This window comes from Bradyrhizobium sp. 4, from assembly GCF_023100905.1.
In the GTDB taxonomy this organism is placed as follows: Bacteria; Pseudomonadota; Alphaproteobacteria; order Rhizobiales; family Xanthobacteraceae; genus Bradyrhizobium.
This window is the reverse complement of record NZ_CP064686.1, coordinates 3228147-3247205: the sequence shown is the minus strand read 5'-3', so window position 1 is coordinate 3247205 and position 19059 is coordinate 3228147. Positions and strand designations below refer to the sequence as shown.

At 63.8% G+C, this 19059-nt stretch carries 17 protein-coding genes; 7 read left to right on the top strand and 10 right to left on the bottom strand.

Going from position 1 to position 19059, the window contains the following annotated elements:
- Window positions 1-8: 8 nt before the first annotated feature.
- The 7 genes from IVB45_RS14780 to IVB45_RS14750 all read right to left on the bottom strand — a co-directional run bounded on the left by IVB45_RS14780 (window position 9) and on the right by IVB45_RS14750 (window position 7734).
- Window positions 9-713, bottom strand: coding sequence for an ABC transporter ATP-binding protein (locus IVB45_RS14780; protein ID WP_027569464.1), 705 nt, complete (start codon window positions 711-713; stop codon window positions 9-11).
- Window positions 710-1501 (bottom strand): ABC transporter ATP-binding protein, encoded by a 792-nt coding sequence (locus IVB45_RS14775; protein WP_027569463.1) that lies wholly within the window; start codon window positions 1499-1501, stop codon window positions 710-712. The genes IVB45_RS14780 and IVB45_RS14775 overlap by 4 nt, the downstream gene beginning before the upstream one ends.
- A complete protein-coding gene (locus tag IVB45_RS14770) occupies window positions 1498-3387 on the bottom strand; it encodes an ABC transporter permease (protein ID WP_247360681.1) in 1890 nt (629 codons plus the stop codon). Before IVB45_RS14770 ends, IVB45_RS14775 begins: the two co-directional genes overlap by 4 nt.
- Window positions 3388-3543: 156 nt before the next feature.
- The gene (locus tag IVB45_RS14765) at window positions 3544-4746 is read right to left on the bottom strand and encodes an ABC transporter substrate-binding protein (protein WP_247360417.1); all 1203 of its coding nucleotides are present in this window, start codon (window positions 4744-4746) and stop codon (window positions 3544-3546) included.
- Window positions 4747-4771: 25 nt separating this feature from the next.
- The gene (locus tag IVB45_RS14760; protein WP_247286650.1) at window positions 4772-5356 is read right to left on the bottom strand and encodes an amino acid synthesis family protein; all 585 of its coding nucleotides are present in this window, start codon (window positions 5354-5356) and stop codon (window positions 4772-4774) included.
- Window positions 5357-5383: 27 nt separating this feature from the next.
- The gene (locus IVB45_RS14755) at window positions 5384-6280 is read right to left on the bottom strand and encodes a UPF0280 family protein (RefSeq protein ID WP_247360415.1); all 897 of its coding nucleotides are present in this window, start codon (window positions 6278-6280) and stop codon (window positions 5384-5386) included.
- Window positions 6277-7734, bottom strand: coding sequence for a hypothetical protein (locus IVB45_RS14750; RefSeq protein WP_027569458.1), 1458 nt, complete (start codon window positions 7732-7734; stop codon window positions 6277-6279). The genes IVB45_RS14755 and IVB45_RS14750 overlap by 4 nt, the downstream gene beginning before the upstream one ends.
- Window positions 7735-8016: 282 nt before the next feature.
- On the opposite strand from IVB45_RS14750, the gene IVB45_RS14745 reads away from it, so the two are divergent.
- Window positions 8017-8499, top strand: coding sequence for a (2Fe-2S)-binding protein (locus tag IVB45_RS14745; RefSeq protein ID WP_027569457.1), 483 nt, complete (start codon window positions 8017-8019; stop codon window positions 8497-8499).
- A complete protein-coding gene (locus IVB45_RS14740) occupies window positions 8499-12023 on the top strand; it encodes a molybdopterin cofactor-binding domain-containing protein (protein WP_247360414.1) in 3525 nt (1174 codons plus the stop codon). The genes IVB45_RS14745 and IVB45_RS14740 overlap by 1 nt, the downstream gene beginning before the upstream one ends.
- A gap of 3 nt (window positions 12024-12026) precedes the next feature.
- On the opposite strand, the gene IVB45_RS14735 is transcribed toward IVB45_RS14740, so the two are convergent.
- A complete protein-coding gene (locus IVB45_RS14735; protein ID WP_247360412.1) occupies window positions 12027-12989 on the bottom strand; it encodes a catechol 2,3-dioxygenase in 963 nt (320 codons plus the stop codon).
- 438 nt (window positions 12990-13427) lie between these two features.
- Between IVB45_RS14735 and IVB45_RS14730 the strand changes: the two genes are divergently transcribed.
- From IVB45_RS14730 to IVB45_RS14720, 3 genes are all read left to right on the top strand, one after another.
- Complete coding sequence (locus IVB45_RS14730) at window positions 13428-15167, top strand: ATP-binding protein (protein ID WP_247286654.1); 1740 nt, start codon at window positions 13428-13430, stop codon at window positions 15165-15167.
- A 103-nt stretch (window positions 15168-15270) separates the two neighbouring features.
- Entirely contained in the window at window positions 15271-15849 is a 579-nt protein-coding gene (locus IVB45_RS14725; protein ID WP_247360410.1) for a peroxidase-related enzyme, read from the top strand.
- A 200-nt stretch (window positions 15850-16049) separates the two neighbouring features.
- Complete coding sequence (locus IVB45_RS14720) at window positions 16050-16991, top strand: hypothetical protein (RefSeq protein WP_247360408.1); 942 nt, start codon at window positions 16050-16052, stop codon at window positions 16989-16991.
- Window positions 16992-17008: 17 nt separating this feature from the next.
- Here the strand turns inward: IVB45_RS14720 and IVB45_RS14715 are convergent, their stop codons facing one another.
- Together IVB45_RS14715 and IVB45_RS14710 are read right to left on the bottom strand one after the other, a co-directional pair.
- Window positions 17009-17242 carry a hypothetical protein gene (locus IVB45_RS14715; protein WP_035962418.1) on the bottom strand — a complete coding sequence of 78 codons (234 nt, stop codon included), beginning with the start codon at window positions 17240-17242 and terminating at the stop codon, window positions 17009-17011.
- 59 nt (window positions 17243-17301) lie between these two features.
- Window positions 17302-17925, bottom strand: coding sequence for a ParB-like protein (locus IVB45_RS14710; protein WP_247360405.1), 624 nt, complete (start codon window positions 17923-17925; stop codon window positions 17302-17304).
- Window positions 17926-18195: 270 nt separating this feature from the next.
- Between IVB45_RS14710 and IVB45_RS14705 the strand changes: the two genes are divergently transcribed.
- Together IVB45_RS14705 and IVB45_RS14700 are read left to right on the top strand one after the other, a co-directional pair.
- Window positions 18196-18537, top strand: a complete 342-nt coding sequence (locus tag IVB45_RS14705; RefSeq protein WP_247360403.1) for a hypothetical protein — start codon at window positions 18196-18198, stop codon at window positions 18535-18537.
- A gap of 234 nt (window positions 18538-18771) precedes the next feature.
- Complete coding sequence (locus IVB45_RS14700; protein WP_007592476.1) at window positions 18772-19059, top strand: acyl carrier protein; 288 nt, start codon at window positions 18772-18774, stop codon at window positions 19057-19059.

The window sequence follows — 19059 nt, the reverse complement described above, 5'->3', positions numbered from 1 at the left end:
CTTTGCCTTCACAACGACAGATGCGCGTCGCGGATATCCGGACGCGCGTCGAGCTCGGCCATGGTGCCGCCGAAACAGATGCGGCCGCGCTCGATGATATAGGCGCGATCGGAGATCAGCCGCGCAAAATGCAGATTCTGCTCGGAGACGACGATGCTGACGCCCTCCTTCTTCATGGTCAGGATGGCATCGACCATCTGCTCCACGATCTTCGGCGACAGGCCTTCCGAGGGCTCGTCCAGCAGCACCAACGACGGATTGCCCATAAGCGTGCGGGCGATGGTGAGCATCTGCTGCTCGCCGCCGCTCATGCGGCCGCCCGGGCGATTTTTCATCTCGCCGAGGTTAGGGAACAGCGAAAACAGCTTGTCGCGGGTCCAGTGCGGCGCGTTCGGGCGCTTCGGCTGGCGGCCGACCTCGAGATTTTCTTCCACCGTCAGGTCGGTGAAGATACGCCGCTCCTCCGGCACGTAACCAAGCCCATCCCGCACGATCTCATGTGTCGGACGCGCCGAGACATCCTTGCCTTCGAACATGATCCGTCCCGAGCGCTGCGCGACGAGCCCGACGATCGAGCGGAACGTCGTCGACTTGCCGGCGCCGTTGCGGCCGAGCAACGCCACGACTTCCCCCTCGCCGACCTCGAAGCCGATGTCGAACAGGATATGCGCCGGGCCGTAATGACTATTGAGATCTTGCACCGTGAGCTTCATACCGATGCTCCCTCGCGATGCCCGGCCTCGTAAAGGAGGCCCTCGCCGAGGTAGACCGCCTGCACCTGCGGATTGCCGCGCACCTCCGCCGGCGAGCCTTCGGCAATCAACGTGCCGCGGTTGAGCACGATGATGCGATCGGCGTGCTCGAACACCACGTCCATGTCGTGCTCGGTGAAGAGAACGCCAATCGATTTTTCCCGGGCGATCTGCGCGGTCAGCCGCATCAAATCGACGCGCTCGCGCGGCGCCATGCCGGCGGTCGGCTCGTCCATCAGCAGCAGCTTTGGCTGATTGGCGAGCGCGACGGCGAGCTCGAGCCGCTTGAGATCGCCATAGGCAAGCTCGCCACAGGGGCGATCCGCGTAACCGCCCATACCGACCAGCTCGAGCAGTCGCCCGGCTTCGCCGCGGTCAAAGTTCGGCGCCGAGCCCCAAAGATTGTACAATTGCTTGCCGTGCGAGATCAGCGCGACCTGCACATTCTCGCGCACGGTCATGGTCGCGAAGGTCGCGGTGATCTGGAAGGTGCGGCCCACGCCCATCCGCCAGATCTCGCGCGGCTTCCTGCCGGTTGTGTCTTCGCCGAGCAGGCGGACGTGGCCGCTATCAGGCTTGTTCTGGCCGTTGAGCATGTCGAAACAAGTGCTCTTGCCCGCGCCGTTCGGTCCGATCAGCGCCAGGATTTCGCCTGATCGCAACGAGAAGGAGACGCCGCGCACGGCGTGGACGCCGCCGTAGGATTTGGTCAGGCTTTCGACCGCGAGAAGTGGGGGGGCGACGCTCATTCGGCGGACTCGATCGGCTTGGCAAGCAAGGGGGAGCCCGGCGGCGATGCCTTCCTGCGGCGCTGCGCCAGCATCTCCAGCATGCCGACGATGCCCTTGGGGAAGACGACGACGATCAGAACGATGAAGCCGCCGAGCACGAGCTTTGACAGGTCGGTCTGGCTGACCAGCCAGATGTTCAAGGCCTTGTAGACGATGGCGCCGATCACCGCGCCCGACACCGTCTCGACGCCGCCGAGCAGCACCATCACAAGCGCATCGACCGAGAGCGAGATGCCGAGATTATCCGGGAAGACGCTGCCCTTGAGGTAGGCGAACAGCGCGCCGCCGATGCCCGCGGTCGTGCCCGCGATCACGAAGGCGGTCCACTGGATGCGCTTGGCGTTGATGCCGACCGCTTCGCTGCGCAGCAGCGAGTCGCGCGTCGCCCTCAGCGCATAACCGAACGGCGAGAACACCATGGCCCGCAACGCGATCGTCACGAGCGCCGCAACGCCGAGCGACAACCAATAGAAATGCGATGGGCTCGCCGCCCAGCTCGCGGGCCAGACGCCCAGGATGCCGTTGTCGCCGCCGGTGACGCTCACCCACTGGAACGCGATCGACCAGACGATCTGCGCGAAGGCGAGCGTCAGCATTGCAAAATAGACGCCGGAGAGCTGCACCGCGAAGAAGCCGAACACGGCAGCGCCCATGCAGCCGAGCAGCGGCCCCAGCAACAGGCAGACGATCATCGGCAGTCCCGCCATCTTGGCGAGGAAAGCGACGCCGTAAGCGCCGAGGCCGAAATAGGCGGCGTGACCAAAGGAGGCGAGCCCGCCGACCGACATCAGGAAGTGCAGGCTGACGGCGAAGATTACGGAGATCGCGATCTCCGACCCGACGGTCAGTGCATAGTTGCCGGCGAACAGCGGCAGCGTCGCTGCGATGACGAGCGCTGCAAGCGCGGCCAGCCGCTCGTTCGACGTCAGCGGTCGCCAGGGATTGACCGTGAGACCCGGCGTCTTGCGCGCGGGGGCCTCGGGCCTGCCGAACAGGCCCCAGGGCCGCACGATCAGCACTGCCGCCATCACCAGGAAGACCAGGATGATGGAGATTTTTGGAAAGATCAGGATGCCGAAGGCGTTGAGCTCGGAGACCAGCACCGCCGCGACGAAAGCGCCGATGATGCTGCCGAGGCCTCCGATCACGACGACGACGAAGACCTCGACGATGATACGCAAATCCATCGCATGATGCACGGCATCGCGCGGAATTTGGAGCGCACCGCCGAGAGCGGCGAGGAAAACACCGACCGCAAACACGCTCGTGAACAGCCATTTCTGGTTGACGCCGAGCGCTGCGACCATGTCGCGGTCCTGGGTCGCTGCGCGCACCAGAACGCCCCAACGCGTGCGCTGGAACAAGAGCCAGAGAATGCCGAGCACGACCGGGCTGAGCACGATCAGGAACAAATCATAGCTCGGGATGTTTTGGCCGAAGAAGTCGATCGCCCCCTTGAAGCCGGGTGCACGGCGCCCGACGAGATCGTCCGGGCCCCAGATCAGGACGACGAGGTCCTCGACCATCAAGGTCAGGCCGAAGGTCGCAAGCAGCTGGAACAGCTCGGGCGCGTGATAGATGCGCCGGAGCAGCACCATCTCGACAATGACGCCGATCACTGCCACGGCAAGCGCTGCGATGACGATCCCGCCCCAGAAGCCGAACGTCCCCGATAGGCGCTCGGTGAGCGTGAAGGCGATATAGGCACCGATCATGTAGAAGGCGCCGTGCGCGAAATTCACGATCCGCGTCACGCCAAAGATGATCGACAGGCCCGACGCCACCAGGAACAGCGACGCTGCACTGGCGAGACCAGTCAGAAACTGTACGACATAAAAGGCCATCAGCGGTCCGGGTTGGTGTTGCATCACCTCTCCCCGCTTGCGGGGAGAGAGAGCTTCGTAGGGTGGGTTAGCGCAGCGTAACCCACCTGTTCTGGTTCTGCGGGTACAGACCGTGGTGGGTTACGCCTTCGGCTAACCCACCTACGGCAGCGGAGATCAATCCTTCGGACGCAGCTTCTCGACTTCGGCATCACTTGGCAGATAGTCCGCGCCCTTCTTGTAAGACGAGTCCACCATCACGCCCTTGCCGTCCTTCAGCGCGGTCTTGCCGACATAGGCACCGAGCGTCGACTGGTGATCGATCTTGCGGAAGGTGATCTCGCCGAGCGGCGACGGCATCGACAGTCCCTCCGCCGCGCTGATCAGCTTCTCCGGATCGGTCGAATTGGCCTTTGCCAGGATCGCCGCCGCCGACTTGATGGTCTGATAGCCGACGATCGAGCCGAGGCGCGGATAGTCGTTGTACTTGGCCTGATAGGCCTTCAGGAACGCGTCGTGCTCGGGCGTCTTGATCGAGTACCAGGGATAGCCCGTGACGATCCAGCCCTCGGGCGTCTCCTCCTTGAGCGGGTCGAGATATTCGGGCTCGCCGGTGAGGAACGAGACGACCTCGCGTCCCTTGAACAGACCGCGGGTGTTGCCTTCACGCACGAGCTTCACGAGATCCGCGCCGAAAGTGACGTTGAGGATCGCTTCGGGATTGGCCGCGGCAACCGCCTGCACCACCGGACCCGCGTCGATCTTGCCCTGCGGCGGCCACTGCTCATCGACCCACTGGATGTCCGGCCGCTTCTCCGACATCAGCTTCTTGAACACTGCGACTGCGGACTGGCCGTATTCATAGTTCGGCGCGATCGTCGCCCAGCGCTTTGCCGGCAGCTTGCTGGCTGCCTCCACCAGCATCGCCGCCTGCATGTAATTGGAGGGGCGCAGTCGGAACGTGTACTTGTTGCCCTTGGACCAGGTGATGGCGTCCGTCAGCGGCTCGGCCGCCAGGAAGAACACCTTCTTCTGGTTGGCGAAGTCGCTGACCGCAAGACCGATGTTCGACAGGAACGTACCCGTCAGCATCGCCACGCCCTCGCTCGACACCAGCTCGTTGGCCGCGGTCTGTGCATCCGCCGGCTTGCCGCCATCGTCCTTGGAGACCACGACAAGCTTCTTGCCGTTGATGCCGCCGGCCGCGTTGATCTCTTCGACCGCGAGCTGCCAGCCCTTGCGATAGGGCTCGGTGAACGCCGGAAGCAACGAATAACTGTTGATCTCGCCGATCTTGATGTCCTGCGCCAGAGCCGAATGAGCCATGCCGCTCGCCAACAGCGCAAATGCCGCGCCGGCGAAATAGTTCTTTGCTCGCATCCCAACCTCCACTTTTCTGAAAAGATTAACGCAGTCCGTCTTCGCCCTTGATCTCCGCAGCCGTCAGCCCGCCGACGCGCGGCAAAGGACGGCCGCTGTCGGTGACGGCGACCGCGACCATGATCTCGTTGGCGCGCGGCGCGTCGTTGATCTGCACTTCCATGCCGTCGAAATGACTGCGCACGAAGGCTGCATCCTTGTGGCCCAGCGGAATATCCAGCGTCGTGCCGGGTCCACTGCGCTTCTTCGACGACGGGATCAACGCAGCGCCCTTGCTCAGCACTTTACGCACCGGCGCGCCCATTTTCGGGTGAAGGATGGCAGCTGCATGCTCCAGCTCGCCGTTCTCGCCGACGGCCGCGGCCTTGCCATAGCTCTGAGCCTTGGATCCTTCGATGCCGAGCGCCGCCACCGCGCGCTTCGAGAGCAGCTCGCCGAGCTCCTCGCCAATCGCGATCAGGGGCGAGAGATCCTCGACATACTTTCCGGCAAACGGATTCTCGATCACGGCGATTGCCGCCGCACGCCGCGTCGGCGGCGAGACCTGGCGGCCCATCTCCATATGCGTCTCTTCGACGACGGTGACGATCTTGCGGATGATCGCGCTCATGATTGTTTCCTCAAGCCGCTTCCCTGTTCAGGCATGAACCGCGTTCTCTTGTACAAGCGGACGCGATCGTTGCCGTTCAATATCCTTGGTCCCGATGACCAGCATATCACCACAAAGCTGCAACACGGCACCCTCGATCAATTCGCGATTGAATAATTGCCGTGCACATTCCGCGCCAGATTCGAGTGCGGTCGTGATCTCATCCTGTGACAAACCACTGACGCCACGGGTCACGAGCCGCGCGCCGAGATCGCTGTCGGGCTGAAGTTCGTTCGCTGGCTTTCGGATGATGGCGGGATGCCCCGGCAGATCGACGGCATTCGCAATGATCGTCGCGGCGGCATCGGCTTGCGACGCCGTTCCGGCCAGCACGGTCACCGCATCGGCAATCCCGAGCGAAAAGCTGCGGCCGTGCCTTCCGCTGGTAGCGATGCCGCGCACGGGATCATCGGCGTCCACCCTAATTGTCCGCATCACGCCGTCGCGATCGGGCCGGTCCATCAGGCCGACCGAAAAATGCTCGTCCTCGCCGAGATGCAGGGCAATGTCGCCGCCATTGTTGACATAGGCCCGATCGAGCGCCGCAGCGTCCAGCATTGCGCCCAACACCTCCTCCGCCACGCTGCCGGCCACAGCGGCCATCGGCGTGATGAAGCCATCACCGGCATAGGGCGCCACCGCGGCGTGCATGCGACGCGCCACAATGCCTCTCAACGAGGTCCGCTCCTCGACAGCGGTCCGCAGTTCTGGCAGTTCCGCGCAGAGCTCGTCGAGAAGTCCGGTGAACCGTTCGGCCGCAGCCTCATAGGCCGCGCGCACCGCGTCGGCAGCCCCCCTCGCCTCGACGACCAAATCAATCGGTCCATCCTGCAAATGCAGCCGCCGGCCATCAGACAGCAACGCGATTTGCGGGAGCCTTGTCATGCCCGAGGTCCCGGGATCGGGTTTTGCCAGGGCAATTGGCGGACATCGTCGCCACCCTGCACCTCGGACAGCGGTTTCACATAATCCATGTGCCCGCCGAGCGCCGCATAGTCCGACAGCTTCATCGTGAATTCGATCGGCGCGACCAGCGCGGGCGTCGGCACGTAGCCGAACGCGCCCGCCGGCATCTGCGTCACATCGACCATGTAGGTGATGCCGCCGCCCGGCCAAACGTAAACAGGCGCGCCGCCGCTGGTGACGCGCGTCAGGGCGTCCTTCACCGAGCGCGTCAGCCGCACCGGATTGTCGGTCACGCCCGCCCGCAAGGAACCACCGGCACCGGCCATGAACAGCACCGTACACAGCGCCGGCTCGCAATTCTCCTGAATGCGCTCGACCGAAAACTTGAGGTCATCCGGCATCTCCGTCTCGACCGGCTTCAAGGCTTCGTCGAGCACGTAATAGGACGAATGTTCGCCGGTCGTGGAGACCATCAGCATGGAGAGGCCGGCCCTGGCTTCCTTGGCGTCAAACGGTCCCAGGATTGCCAGCGGATCGGAGATATTGGTGCCGCCCCAACCCGTGCCGGGATCGGCCACCTGGAAATAGCGGCCGGGCGTCGAGCGGCGCCCTTTCATCTTGATGCCGGTGTCGGCGATGTCGAGCAGCTTGCCGGCCTGGTGTTCCGAGAGCACGCCGGTGATATGGTCGTCGACCACGACGACCTCGTCGACCTTGCCGTGCCATTGCTTGGCGAACATGCCGATCGTCGCCGAGCCGCAGCCGACGCGCATGCGCTCTTCTTTCATGCCGTTGACGATCGGCGGCTGGCCGGCCTGCACCACCACGCTCGCGCCGCCGTCGATGGTGAGTTCGACCGCCTTGCAGTTTGCGAGGTCCATCAGCGTGTCGCAGGTGACGCGGCCTTCCTTCTTGGAGCCGCCGGTCAGATGATGCACGCCGCCGAGCGACAGCATCTGCGAACCGTATTCGCTGGTGGTGACGTGACCGACCGCCTCGCCTTGTGCGCGGACGGTCGCGGTCTCCGGCCCGAGATAGCGGTCGGTGTCGATCTTCACCTTGATGCCGCAATAGGAGAAGATGCCCTCGGTGACGACAGTCACCATGTCGACGCCGTCGACCTCCGCCGAGACGATGAACGGCGCCGGCTTGTAGTCGGGATAGGTCGTCCCCGCGCCGATCGCCGTTACAAAGGTGGAAGGCTCGTGGACGATCTTGCCGTCCCAATCTTCGGTGCGGCTGAACGGAACGAGCTTGCCGCCATGCGACACGGTGCGTTCCAGGATCACATGCGGATCGACGCGGACGAGCTTGCCCTCGTGATTGGCATAGCGGTCGCAGGCGCCCGCCGCGCCCGGCTTGATGTAGCACATCACCGGACACGCATCGCAGCGGATCTTGTCGATGGCGGCGCTCGTAGGTTCAGTCACCATGTCAAAGCCAGCCGACAGTGCAGTTATCATTTGTACACGAACGATGTTGCGCGCCCTCCCGATGGCTGTCAAGCGGCGGTGCGGCGCAAAACATACGCCTGCCGCATAAAACCTCATTTGCCTATCCGCTCTGTCCACAAAGAAGGCATTCGCGCTGCACTGCGGCATGCACGGCTTGCACGTTTGTGTACAAACGGTATCGTCGCAACGTAGATTTTGAGCGGACTTGGAATTTTCGCGAAGCTTTGGCCGCGGCGCTCAACGAGTCGACTTGGGAACGAGATGACGCAGACACCGATCCGCATCACCGTGAACGGCAGGATCCACGAGATCACTGCGGCGCGAGATACGCCGCTGCTCTACGTGCTGCGCAACGATCTCGCGCTCAACGGTCCGAAATACGGTTGCGGCCTCGGTGAATGCGGCACCTGCACTGTCCTGATCGATGGCGCGGCGGCGCGCTCCTGCGTCATTCCGATCAGCGGCTGCGGCGGCCGCGACATCGTGACGCTCGAGGGGCTCGGCACCCGCGACAAACCGGATGTGGTGCAGCAGGCTTTCATCGACGAGCAGGCCGCGCAATGCGGCTACTGCCTCAACGGCATGATCATGACCACCAAGGCGCTGCTTGCGATCAACCCACGGCCCACCGAACAGGAGGCGCTGGCGGCGCTGCGCTACAATCTCTGTCGCTGCGGCACGCATATCGAAATCCTTCGCGCCGTAATGCGTGCGTCTGGCCAGCTCGCCGAGGCCGGTGATTGATGGCGTCCCCGCATCCGAACGGAGCTGAGCTGCAATCCGGCTCGCTCGTCGTCGTCCGCACTGTGGACGAGTGCACATCCGAGACCTTCGTCCGCATCACCGCGAGCGGCTCGGTCACAGCCTACAACGGACATGTCGATCTCGGCACCGGCATCCGCACGGCGCTGGGCCAGATCGTGGCCGAGGAGTTGGATGTGTCCTTTGCCCGCGTCGTCCTCGTGCTCGGCGACACCGCGGTGGTGCCGAACCAGGGCGCGACGATCGCGAGCGAGACCATCCAGATCACCGCCGTTCCCCTGCGCAAAGCCGCCGCGCAGGCGCGTCACTTCCTGATCGCACGTGCGGCCGAGCGCCTGGAGCTGCCGGTAGCCGATCTCAGGATCGAAGACGGCCTCGTGCGCGGCCACGACAATCGCAGCGTCAGCTATGGCGAGTTGATCGGCGGAGAGACCATTCGTCTCGAGCTTGCCGACGGCGTCGCCGTCAAGCCGGTCGGCGATTACGCCATTGTCGGCCAATCGATGCCCCGCGTCGACCTGCCGGCCAAGGCCACGGGTGAGCTGACCTTCGTGCACGACATCCGTATGCCCGGCATGCTGCACGGCCGCGTGGTGCGACCGCCCTATGCCGGCGTCGACGCCGGCCCGTTTGTCGGCACCAGCCTGATTTCGGTCAATGAATCCTCGGTGCGCGGCATTCCCGGCATCATAGCCGTCGTGCGCATCGGCGATTTCGTCGGAATCGTCGCGGAGCGCGAGGAGAACGTGATCCGCGCGGCGGAGCAGCTTGCGGTGAGCTGGCGACCGACGCCTGAACTGACCGATCTCGCCGACGTCGAGACCGCGCTTCGTGCCAACCCGTCCACACCGCGCACGCTGATCGACAAGGGCGACGTCGATGCTGCCATTGCCGGTGCGGCCAAGCCGATGCAGCGCACTTACGTCTGGCCATATCAGATGCATGCCTCGATCGGCCCGTCCTGCGCGGTCGCCGACTTCCAGGACGGCAACATCCGCGTCTGGTCGGGCACGCAAAATCCGCACCTGCTGCGGGCAGACCTGTCGCTGCTGATCGAGCGTCCCGAGAGCGAGATCGAGGTCATCAGGTTGGAGGCCGCGGGCTGCTATGGCCGCAACTGCGCCGACGATGTCACCGCGGACGCGCTGTTGCTTTCGCGCGCGGTCGGCCGGCCCGTGCGCGTGCAGCTGACGCGCGAGCAGGAGCACGCCTGGGAGCCCAAGGGCGCCGCGCAGCTCATCGACGTCAATGGCGGCCTGAACGCGGAGGGCGGCGTCGCTGCTTACGATCTTGCCACGCGCTATCCATCGAATGCCGCGCCGACATTGGCGCTGTTGCTGACGGGGCGGATATCGCCGAAGGCGGACGTCCTCCAGATGGGCGACCGGACCGCGATCCCGCCTTACGATTACGACCACATGCGCGTCGTCGCCCACGACATGGCGCCGATCGTGCGCGCGTCCTGGTTTCGCGGCGTCTCGGCCCTGCCGAACACCTTTGCGCATGAATCCTATATCGACGAGGCCGCGTCCGAGGCCGGCGTCGACCCGATCGAATATCGCCTGCGTTACCTTAGGGATCAGCGCGCCGTCGATCTCGTCCATGCGGTCGCCGAGCGCGCGGGGTGGACGCCGCGACCGGTGCGCGAAGAGAAAGACGGCGAGATCGTGCATGGGCGCGGCTTTGCCTATGCGCTCTACGTCCACAGCAAATTTCCCGGCTATGGCGCCGCGTGGTCGGCCTGGGTCACCGACGTTGCCGTGAACAAGTCGACCGGCGACGTCAGCGTGACGCGCGTGGTCGCCGGGCAGGACTCCGGACTGATGATCAACCCGGACGGCGTGCGCCACCAGATCCATGGCAACGTCATCCAGTCCACCAGCCGCGCGCTGATGGAGGAGGTCTCGTTCGAGCGCGGCGCAGTCGCGGCGCGTGAATGGGGCGCCTATCCGATCATCCCCTTCCCTGACGTGCCCAAGATCGACGTGTTGTTGCTGCCGCGGCCGGACCAGCCGCCGCTCGGCGTCGGCGAATCCGCCTCGGTCCCGAGCGCGGCTGCTATTGCGAACGCGATTTTCGACGCCACCGGCGTGCGCTTTCGCGAGCCGCCGTTCACGCCCGAGCGCATCCTCAACGGGCTGCATGGCGGCGCACCAGCCACGCCGCAGGCGCTGCCCGCTCCCGCTACGCCACAACCATCCCGCATCTGGGAGAATCCCTTCGCCAAACGCGCCGGCATCTTCGCGACGATCGCGGCCGTCTGCACCGCGGCAATCGGCATCGGTGCGGCGCTTTTGCCTGGCCGCGCCATCGCGCCGATCGCGCGGCCTGACCCATCGGTCTATTCCGCAGCGACGATCGCGCGCGGGCAACAACTGGCCGCACTCGGCAATTGCGCGGAGTGCCACACCATGATCGGCGGGGCGCTCAACGCCGGTGGCCGCGCCCTGGAGACGCCGTTCGGTACGATCTATGCAACCAACATCACGCCAGACGTCGAGACCGGCATCGGCGCCTGGTCCTATCCCGCGTTCGAGCGCGCGATGCGCGACGGGCTGCATCGCGACGGACGGCAGCTCTATCCCGCCTTCCCCTACACGCACTTTGCGAAGACTGGCGATGCCGACATGCAGGCGCTTTATGCTTACCTGATGGCGCAGCCGCCGGTGCGCGCACCGGCAGCGGCGAATGCGCTCGCCTTCCCGTTCAATCTCCGCCCGCTACTTGCCGGATGGAATGCGCTGTTCCACCAGACGCGCGAGTTCAAGCCCGATCCCGCCAAATCCGACGTCTGGAATCGCGGCGCATATCTCGTCGAGGGACTCGGCCATTGCAGCGGCTGCCATTCGCCGCGCAACGCACTCGGCGCCGAACAGCGTAGCGCCTATCTCGCCGGCGGCTTTGCCGAGGGCTGGGAGGCGCCGCCGCTGACCTCGCTCTCGCACGCGCCGATCCCATGGAGCGAGGACGAGCTGTTCGCCTATTTGCGCACCGGCCACTCGCGATATCACGGCGTCGCCGCCGGACCGATGGCGCCGATTGTCAGGGATCTCAAAGCCCTGCCCGACCAGGACATCCGCGCCATGGCGGTCTATCTCAACTCATTCAACGACACCGCAACCGAAGCACCGGACGCGCTTGCGGCACGTCTCGAAAGCGCGACGCAAGTTACAATTGCGTCCTCCACCGGCGCACGGCTCTATCAGGGCGCCTGCGCCGTCTGCCACGAGGTCGGCGGCCTGCCGCTGTTCGGCAGCCGGCCTTCGCTGGCACTCAACAGCAATCTGCACAGCGTCACATCGGACAATCTCGTGCAGATCATCCTGCACGGCATCGCCGAGCCGGTGTCGAGCGATCTCGGCTACATGCCGGCCTTCAAGAACAGCATGAGCGATGCGCAGGTCGAGGAACTGGTCACCTTCCTGCGCAAGCAGTTCGCCCCGGACAGGCCGGCATGGACCGGCGTGAAGGAGACGATTGCGCGTGTGAGAGCCGCCACGAATTGAGCGCTACTTCTTGTGCTCCACCGGCGGCGTGCCGTGCGTATGGAACGATTCGATCGTCTTCAGGCCCCACGCCTGCCCCTTCTTGCGCTCCTCTTCCGTCCACACGATCGGCTTCCAGTCGGGCGCGAGGATGAGGCGCGCGCCGGCATTGGCGACTTCGACACGGTTTCCGCCGGGCTCGTAGACGTAGAGGAAGAAGGTCTGCTGGATCGCGTGCTTGTGCGGGCCGGTCTCGATGTGGATGCCGTTCTCCAGGAAGATGTCGGCAGCGCGCAGAATCTCTTCGCGGCTGTCGAGCGCGTAGGTAACGTGGTGGAAGCGGCCGGGCGTGCCGGAATGGTCGAGCGAATAGGCGAAATCGTAGCTCTTGTTCGACATGGTCAGCCACATCGCCGCTTCGCGGCCGTCGTTGAGCACGATCTGCTCGGTGAGGCGGCAGCCGAGATAATTCTCGAAAAACTCGCGATTCGCCTTGATGTCGGTGGCGAGGCAATTCAGGTGATCGAGGCGCCGGACGTTGACGCCACGCGCGGGAAAGCGCTGCGCCTGGTTCTTCAGTGCGGGTTTCAGCTCGGGCGGCGCCTGATACCATTCGGTCTCGTAATAGAGCTCGACGATGTGTCCGTCGGGATCGCGACAGCGGAAGGTCGGCCCCTGCCCCATATCGCCGTCGATCCAGCCGATGTCGAAGCCGGACCCCTTCAGCGCCGCGACGCGGCGCTCCAGCGCCTGCTGGCTGCGCGCGCGCAACGCCATGTGCTCCATGCCCGATGTCTTCGACGCCGTCAGTTTGAGCGAATAGCGCTCGTAATCGTCCCAGCCGCGCAAATAGACCGACTCGCCCTTTTGTCCGCTGACGGTCATGCCCATAACGTCGACGAAGAATTTCAGGCTCTCGTCCGGCTTCGGTGTCAACAGCTCCATGTGGCCGAGATGAGCGAGATCGAGGATCGGTTCGGGTTGCATGGTGTCCTCCAAGACGTGGCTTGCGATCCGCTGGACCGGATCCCGCGATCTGGCGCAGGCGGCAATCCGCTCACGCGCCGGTGGGCGGCACAAGGCCGCCGGTTCATTTGTACCAATGTACAAATGATTAGGTCCCGTCAACAAATCAAGCAAGACCGCCGAGGGTGGATGACGAACCGTCTAGGATGACCAACCCGTCCCGGAACCGCGGACCGACTGCCCGAATGGTAAAGTCTCTCTTAAGCGCTCTCAGGCCCGTCGGCCGGGAAAAAGCAGCATTTTCCGGGCGCTTCTGCCAGGGAATATGCATTGGGAACAAACTTCGCACCCGAATTGTCGCGGATTTAACGAAGCGCCGGCGCCTGCCGTTTAACCGTTTGTCCAGCGACGGCCGTGCATAGTCCGGGCAACCCGTTGCTCTTGCCAGGTTCATTCATTGTGACATCCTTTGGACGCGTGATTTCGGTTCGCGGATCGCTCGCCCGGGTCGGGCTACTGCCTGAAAGCCGGATGCCGGTCTCGGAAGTGCGGGCAACCGTCGGCCGCTTCGTCAGTATCCGCTGCGCCAGCTCGGTCATCGTCGCCATGATCACCGAGGTGTCCTGCGAGAACCTCTCGAGCAACGACGATTTGATCGCCATCGCCTCGGTCGACCTGCTCGGGGAAATTCTCAACGCCACCGGCAAGGCCAAATTCCAGCGCGGCGTCACCAACTATCCGACCATCGGCGATTCCGTCGACCTGATCACGAGCCAGGAGCTGCGCACGATCTACGCGCCCACCGGCTCCGACCAGATCAATGTCGGCTTCCTTCAGCAGGACAGCTCCGTCGTCGCCTATGTCGACATCGAGGAAATGCTCTCCAAACACTTTGCGGTGCTGGGATCGACCGGCGTCGGCAAATCGACCGGTGTGTCGCTGCTGCTCAACGAGATCCTCAAGGCACGCCCGAACCTGCGCATCTTCTTGCTCGATGTGCACAACGAATATGGCCGCTGCTTCGGCGACCGCGCGCTGGTGCTCAACCCGCGCAATTTGAAACTGCCATTCTGGCTGTTCAATTTCGAGGAAATCGTCGACGTGCTGTTCGGCGGCCGCGCCGGCGTGCCCGAGGAGCTCGACGTCCTCGCCGAGGTCATTCCCCTCGCCAAGGGCGTCTACACCCAGTACCAGAACGCCGACCGCATCGGCCTGAAGCGCATCGATCCCAAGCAGATCGGCTACACCGTCGATACGCCGGTGCCCTATCGCCTGGTCGATCTGATGTCGCTGATCGACGAGCGCATGGGCAAGCTCGAGAACCGCTCCTCGCGCATCATCTATCACAAGCTGATCTCCCGCATCGAGGCGGTCCGCAACGACCCGCGCTACGCCTTCATGTTCGACAACGCCAATGTCGGCGGTGACACCATGGCCGAGGTGATCAGCCATCTGTTCCGCCTGCCGGCCAACGGCAAGCCGATGACGGTGATGCAGCTCGCCGGCTTCCCGGCCGAGGTCATCGATTCCGTCGTCTCGGTGCTCTGCCGCATGGCCTTCGACTTCGGCCTGTGGAGCGACGGCGTTTCACCGATGCTGTTCGTCTGCGAAGAGGCTCACCGCTACGCCTCCGCCGATCGTAATGTGGGCTTCGGGCCGACCCGCAAGGCGGTGTCGCGCATCGCCAAGGAAGGCCGCAAATACGGCGTCTATCTTGGCCTCATCACCCAGCGTCCGGCCGAGCTCGACGCGACCATCATCTCCCAGTGCAACACGCTGTTCACGATGCGTCTTGCCAACGAGCGTGACCAGGCGCTGCTGCGCGCCGCGGTGTCGGATGCGGCCGCGAATCTGCTCTCGTTCGTGCCCTCGCTCGGCACCCGCGAAGTGCTGGCATTTGGCGAAGGTGTCGCGCTGCCGACGCGGCTGCGCTTCAAGGAGGTGCCGCCGCATCAATTGCCGCGCGGCGAAGCCACCATCAGCAGCGTGCCGTCCGTCACCTCCGGTCACGACATGCATTTCGTCGGCGCCGTGCTCGAGCGCTGGCGCGGCGCCACCTCGCAGCGCGACGTGCCGAACGATCCGGTGTTCTCGGCCCCGCCCGCCAAGACGCTCTCCAACGTCGAAGCCCCGATGCTGCAACCGTCGATGGGGCTGGATCCGGACCGCTTCTCGCTGCTGAAGAAGCCGCTGCGGTAAAGCAACGCTCGTTTTCCAGCTCCGGCATTGCGAGCCTGGCATCACGTTGAGCATGGCGCCGGCATCGACTATGGTTGCCGGCCCCAAGCCGGAATCCATGCCCATGACAAAGCCTGCGCAACGCTTCGCCGCTCCCGCCCTCGATGCGCTCCCTGACGACATCCGCACACGTCTCCTCGCCGTGCAGGAGAAGAGCGGCTTCGTGCCGAACGTGTTCTTGACGCTGGCCTACCGCCCGGACGAGTTCCGCGCCTTCTTCGCCTATCACGACGCGCTGATGGAGAAGGACGGCGGCCTCATCAAGGCCGAGCGCGAGATGATCGTGGTCGCGACCTCGGCAGCCAATCAGTGTCAGTATTGCGTGATTGCGCATGGCGCGATCCTGCGCATCCGCGCCAAGAACCCGCTGATCGCCGACCAGATCGCCACGAACTACCGCAAGGCCGACATCACGCCGCGGCAAAAGGCGATGCTCGACTTCGCGATGAAGGTCTCGGCCGATGCGCAGCGGATTTCCGAGGACGATTTCATCGCGCTTGCGCCGCATGGCTTCAGCGACGACGACATCTGGGACATCGCCGCAATCTCCGCCTTCTTCGCACTGTCAAACCGGCTGGCGAATTTCACCGGTATGCGGCCGAATGACGAATTCTATCTGATGGGACGGCTGCCAAAGAAATGACCGACTGCCGCGAACGCGGAAGGAACGCATAGCCGACAAACGCAGTGGACGAGTTCCCGTCTGACGGGAACTCTGTGTTTTCGCAATCGCACACGTTTAATTAAGAATCTCACCCTCAACTAGCACAAACGCTTTGGCACAACTTGCGCAGTTTCCGTCACCGGAGACGCGGATGAGTCGTGCCTGTCGAGGGGCTTCTCATGAACGTGCGGGCATTTGTTATCGCGACCTGTATCGGCACGGCATTCTTCGCGGCCGGATACGCGTGGAATTATCAGCCCGAGATCATCAACGCAAACGAGATATGGAGCATGTTCGAATCGGAGCATGGCAAGGCGCGGGCTGCCGTGTTGCGCGTCCTCGTTGCGCCGAATTCAGCTCACTTCAACGGCCTGCGAACGATCGATACGGACCAGGCAAAATACGTATGCGGCTCTGTAAAGGCGATGGACAAGGAGAGGCAGTATGTCGAGGCCGCATTCGTTTACACCGTCGCGATCGATTTTGCCCGTATCGACGACGACGGCCGGATGACGTCGCAGCGGTCTCCTTACAAGCCCTGCCCAGACGCGGCCGATAACAAAATTGCCGACCAGAACACGCTGATATCCCCTAGCGCGCTGTCAATGATCAAGACCGTCGAAAAAATCATCCCCAAGTCCAGCGGCGGAACGATGGAACAACAGCTTGGCCAGCTCGCCGGACAGACAGCGGCGGTCGCGCCAGGTTCGGCGGTCCCGCGGAGATCGGCCGGCTCATCGGGTTCGGCAGCCTCAGCGGGGGCAGGATGGGCGCCAGCAGCGCAGCATTCAGGTTCGGGCGTGGAGGCGCGACAAGCAGATGAACTGACGTGGCGTGTCGACCAGCCGCCGGCCGCATGGCCGAATTTCCCCTCGGACCACCCGCTGGCGAAATCGGCGCAGAAGCGGACGAGCGCCGAGGCCTTGGCTTTTGCAAGAGATGTCGAGGCTCGCTGGGAAGACGCCAAATCGTCCGGAGTTCCGGCCAAGCGTCCTCCGCCTGAGGAGATCAAGGAAGCATGCCGCGCGCTACTTACGATCGATCCCACGGACAAGGATTATCCGCGGGCCTGGGGCGCCTTTGTGCGGCTGCGCAAAATCGATCGCGACGCTGCTGGTTGAACTGGCGGGGATCTGTCCTAGCGCTTCGCCATCAACTCGAGCGCCGGGGCAAAGCGCTCGGAAAACGTCAACGTCTTGGCATGGTGTACTGCGGCAAACGATGCCGATATCCCGGCTGAAGCGACCACGAGCAGGGCAACGGCGAAAACCAGACGGCGCATTTCGGCCTCCTGTGTGAGCTCGACAATCCCACAGATGGCACGGCTTTGTTTCGGCACCGCTTCGTGCGGACGGAAGATGGTTTCGCTCAAGAGGCTGTGATCAGATCCGGTTTGCGGAGCCGCATGCCGTACTGACGTGAGCGTTGCGCCTAATCATCGTCAGCCGGACCGCACCAGCCGGGCAGATAGATCGCGTCCTTGCTCTTGGCTGAGGACATCGCCTTCTCGAGCGCCTTGTCAAAATTGGCGTCCACAGCCTTGCGCGACAGCTTTCGGCGCAGATAATCGGCCCACAGGAATTCGGAGAACGGCGTGGTGTCCTTGGCGAAGCCGCCCATGCGGCGCAGCTCGCCGGCAAGGCTCCGGAAGGGATCGTCCTTGAGATCGACGACGGATTTCGGCAAATCGCGGAACGGGCGCCGTTCGCCCTTGGCGTCGTAAGGGTAAACCCAGCGCTTGTTGTCCATCACGCCCCAGAACGCTTCGCGCTCCACCATCCTGAGGTCGCCGACGATGGTGACCAGCACCTCCTTGACGCCCTCGTCGTGCAGAGCGCGACCGAGATGATGATGGTCAATCACGTAATAGCGCTCGTCGGGGCCATGCACGACGGGGATCATATGCTTGCCGAGCAGATCGGCCTGCTTTTTCTTGTCGTGCTCGCGCCAGCGCTTGCGCTTCTCCCTGACCTCGCGCATCCCGACCGTCATCTGCGTCGGCCGCAGCGACAGGATCGACACCGGATGCACTCTCGGTTCGCGCGTATTGGTCATGGTTGGAGAGCCCTTCACATGGTTGCAGCTGCGTGATCAGGTTCCCTGGACTATGCCATGGGCATTGCGCCGGCAATGCATTCGGCTGGGCGGAGATTATTGCATTGCACCCTCTCCAGGCCCGGAACGACCACGGTTCCGCGGTCCTTCGTTCGCAACCCTGCTAGATAGTGCGAACGCGCAATGCACGTGCGCGTTGAGAAGATTTTCTGCAACGTGTTCACCACGTATGCTATCTAAAAATCGCTGCTTCGGAGTGATCCCTGCACCATGACAACCCAGCGGCCCATAAGCTCGGATGACGAGCACCGGGTGCTCCAGTTCAGGCCGCGCACCTCGCCTTCCCCGACGGGCTACCGCGGCAACGCTAGCGTGCAGCAGTTGCGCGTCGCGCCCGAGCCGCTCGACCTGTCGCGCTACGAGCAGCCCCGCACTGAACCGGACGATTTCCGCCATCGCATGCTCGCGAATATCGCGGCGCTAGCCTTCACCATCGCACTGACCGCGATCGGGATCTGGCTCGCGGTGAGCATCGCCGACCTGCGCCGGACCCAGGATTGCGTGCTGATGGGCCGCCGCGACTGCGTCAAGATCACGACGCCGCACATCTAAGGCAAGACGTCTGGCGAGGCCCGCCGACGGTCCTTCGGCCGAAGCGGCTCAGCCGGGGCGCCCCCAGCCCTGTCCCCACACCCGCCGGCTCCATTGAACTCAGGGCGGCGCTCCGATATACGGGCTTTCGACCCGGCCAGAGGGGGGTTGAGGGCGTCATCGGGGCGCGATGCCCACCCACCGTTCCACTCTGGAAAATCTGACAAACATCTGCAATATATCAAAGGCTTAGTGATGTCCTCCACATTCGATCAGGTCGCTACGATCATCGCTGAAACCTGCGACATCCCGCGCGACACGATCACGCCGGATAGCCATGCCATCGATGACCTCGGCATCGACAGCCTCGATTTCCTGGACATCGCGTTCGCGATCGACAAGCAGTTCGGTATCAAGCTGCCGCTGGAAAAGTGGACCCAAGAGGTCAACGACGGCAAAGCCACCACCGAGCAGTATTTCGTGCTGAAAAACCTGTGCGCCCGCATCGACGAACTGGTTGCGGCCAAGGGCGCGAGCGCCTAA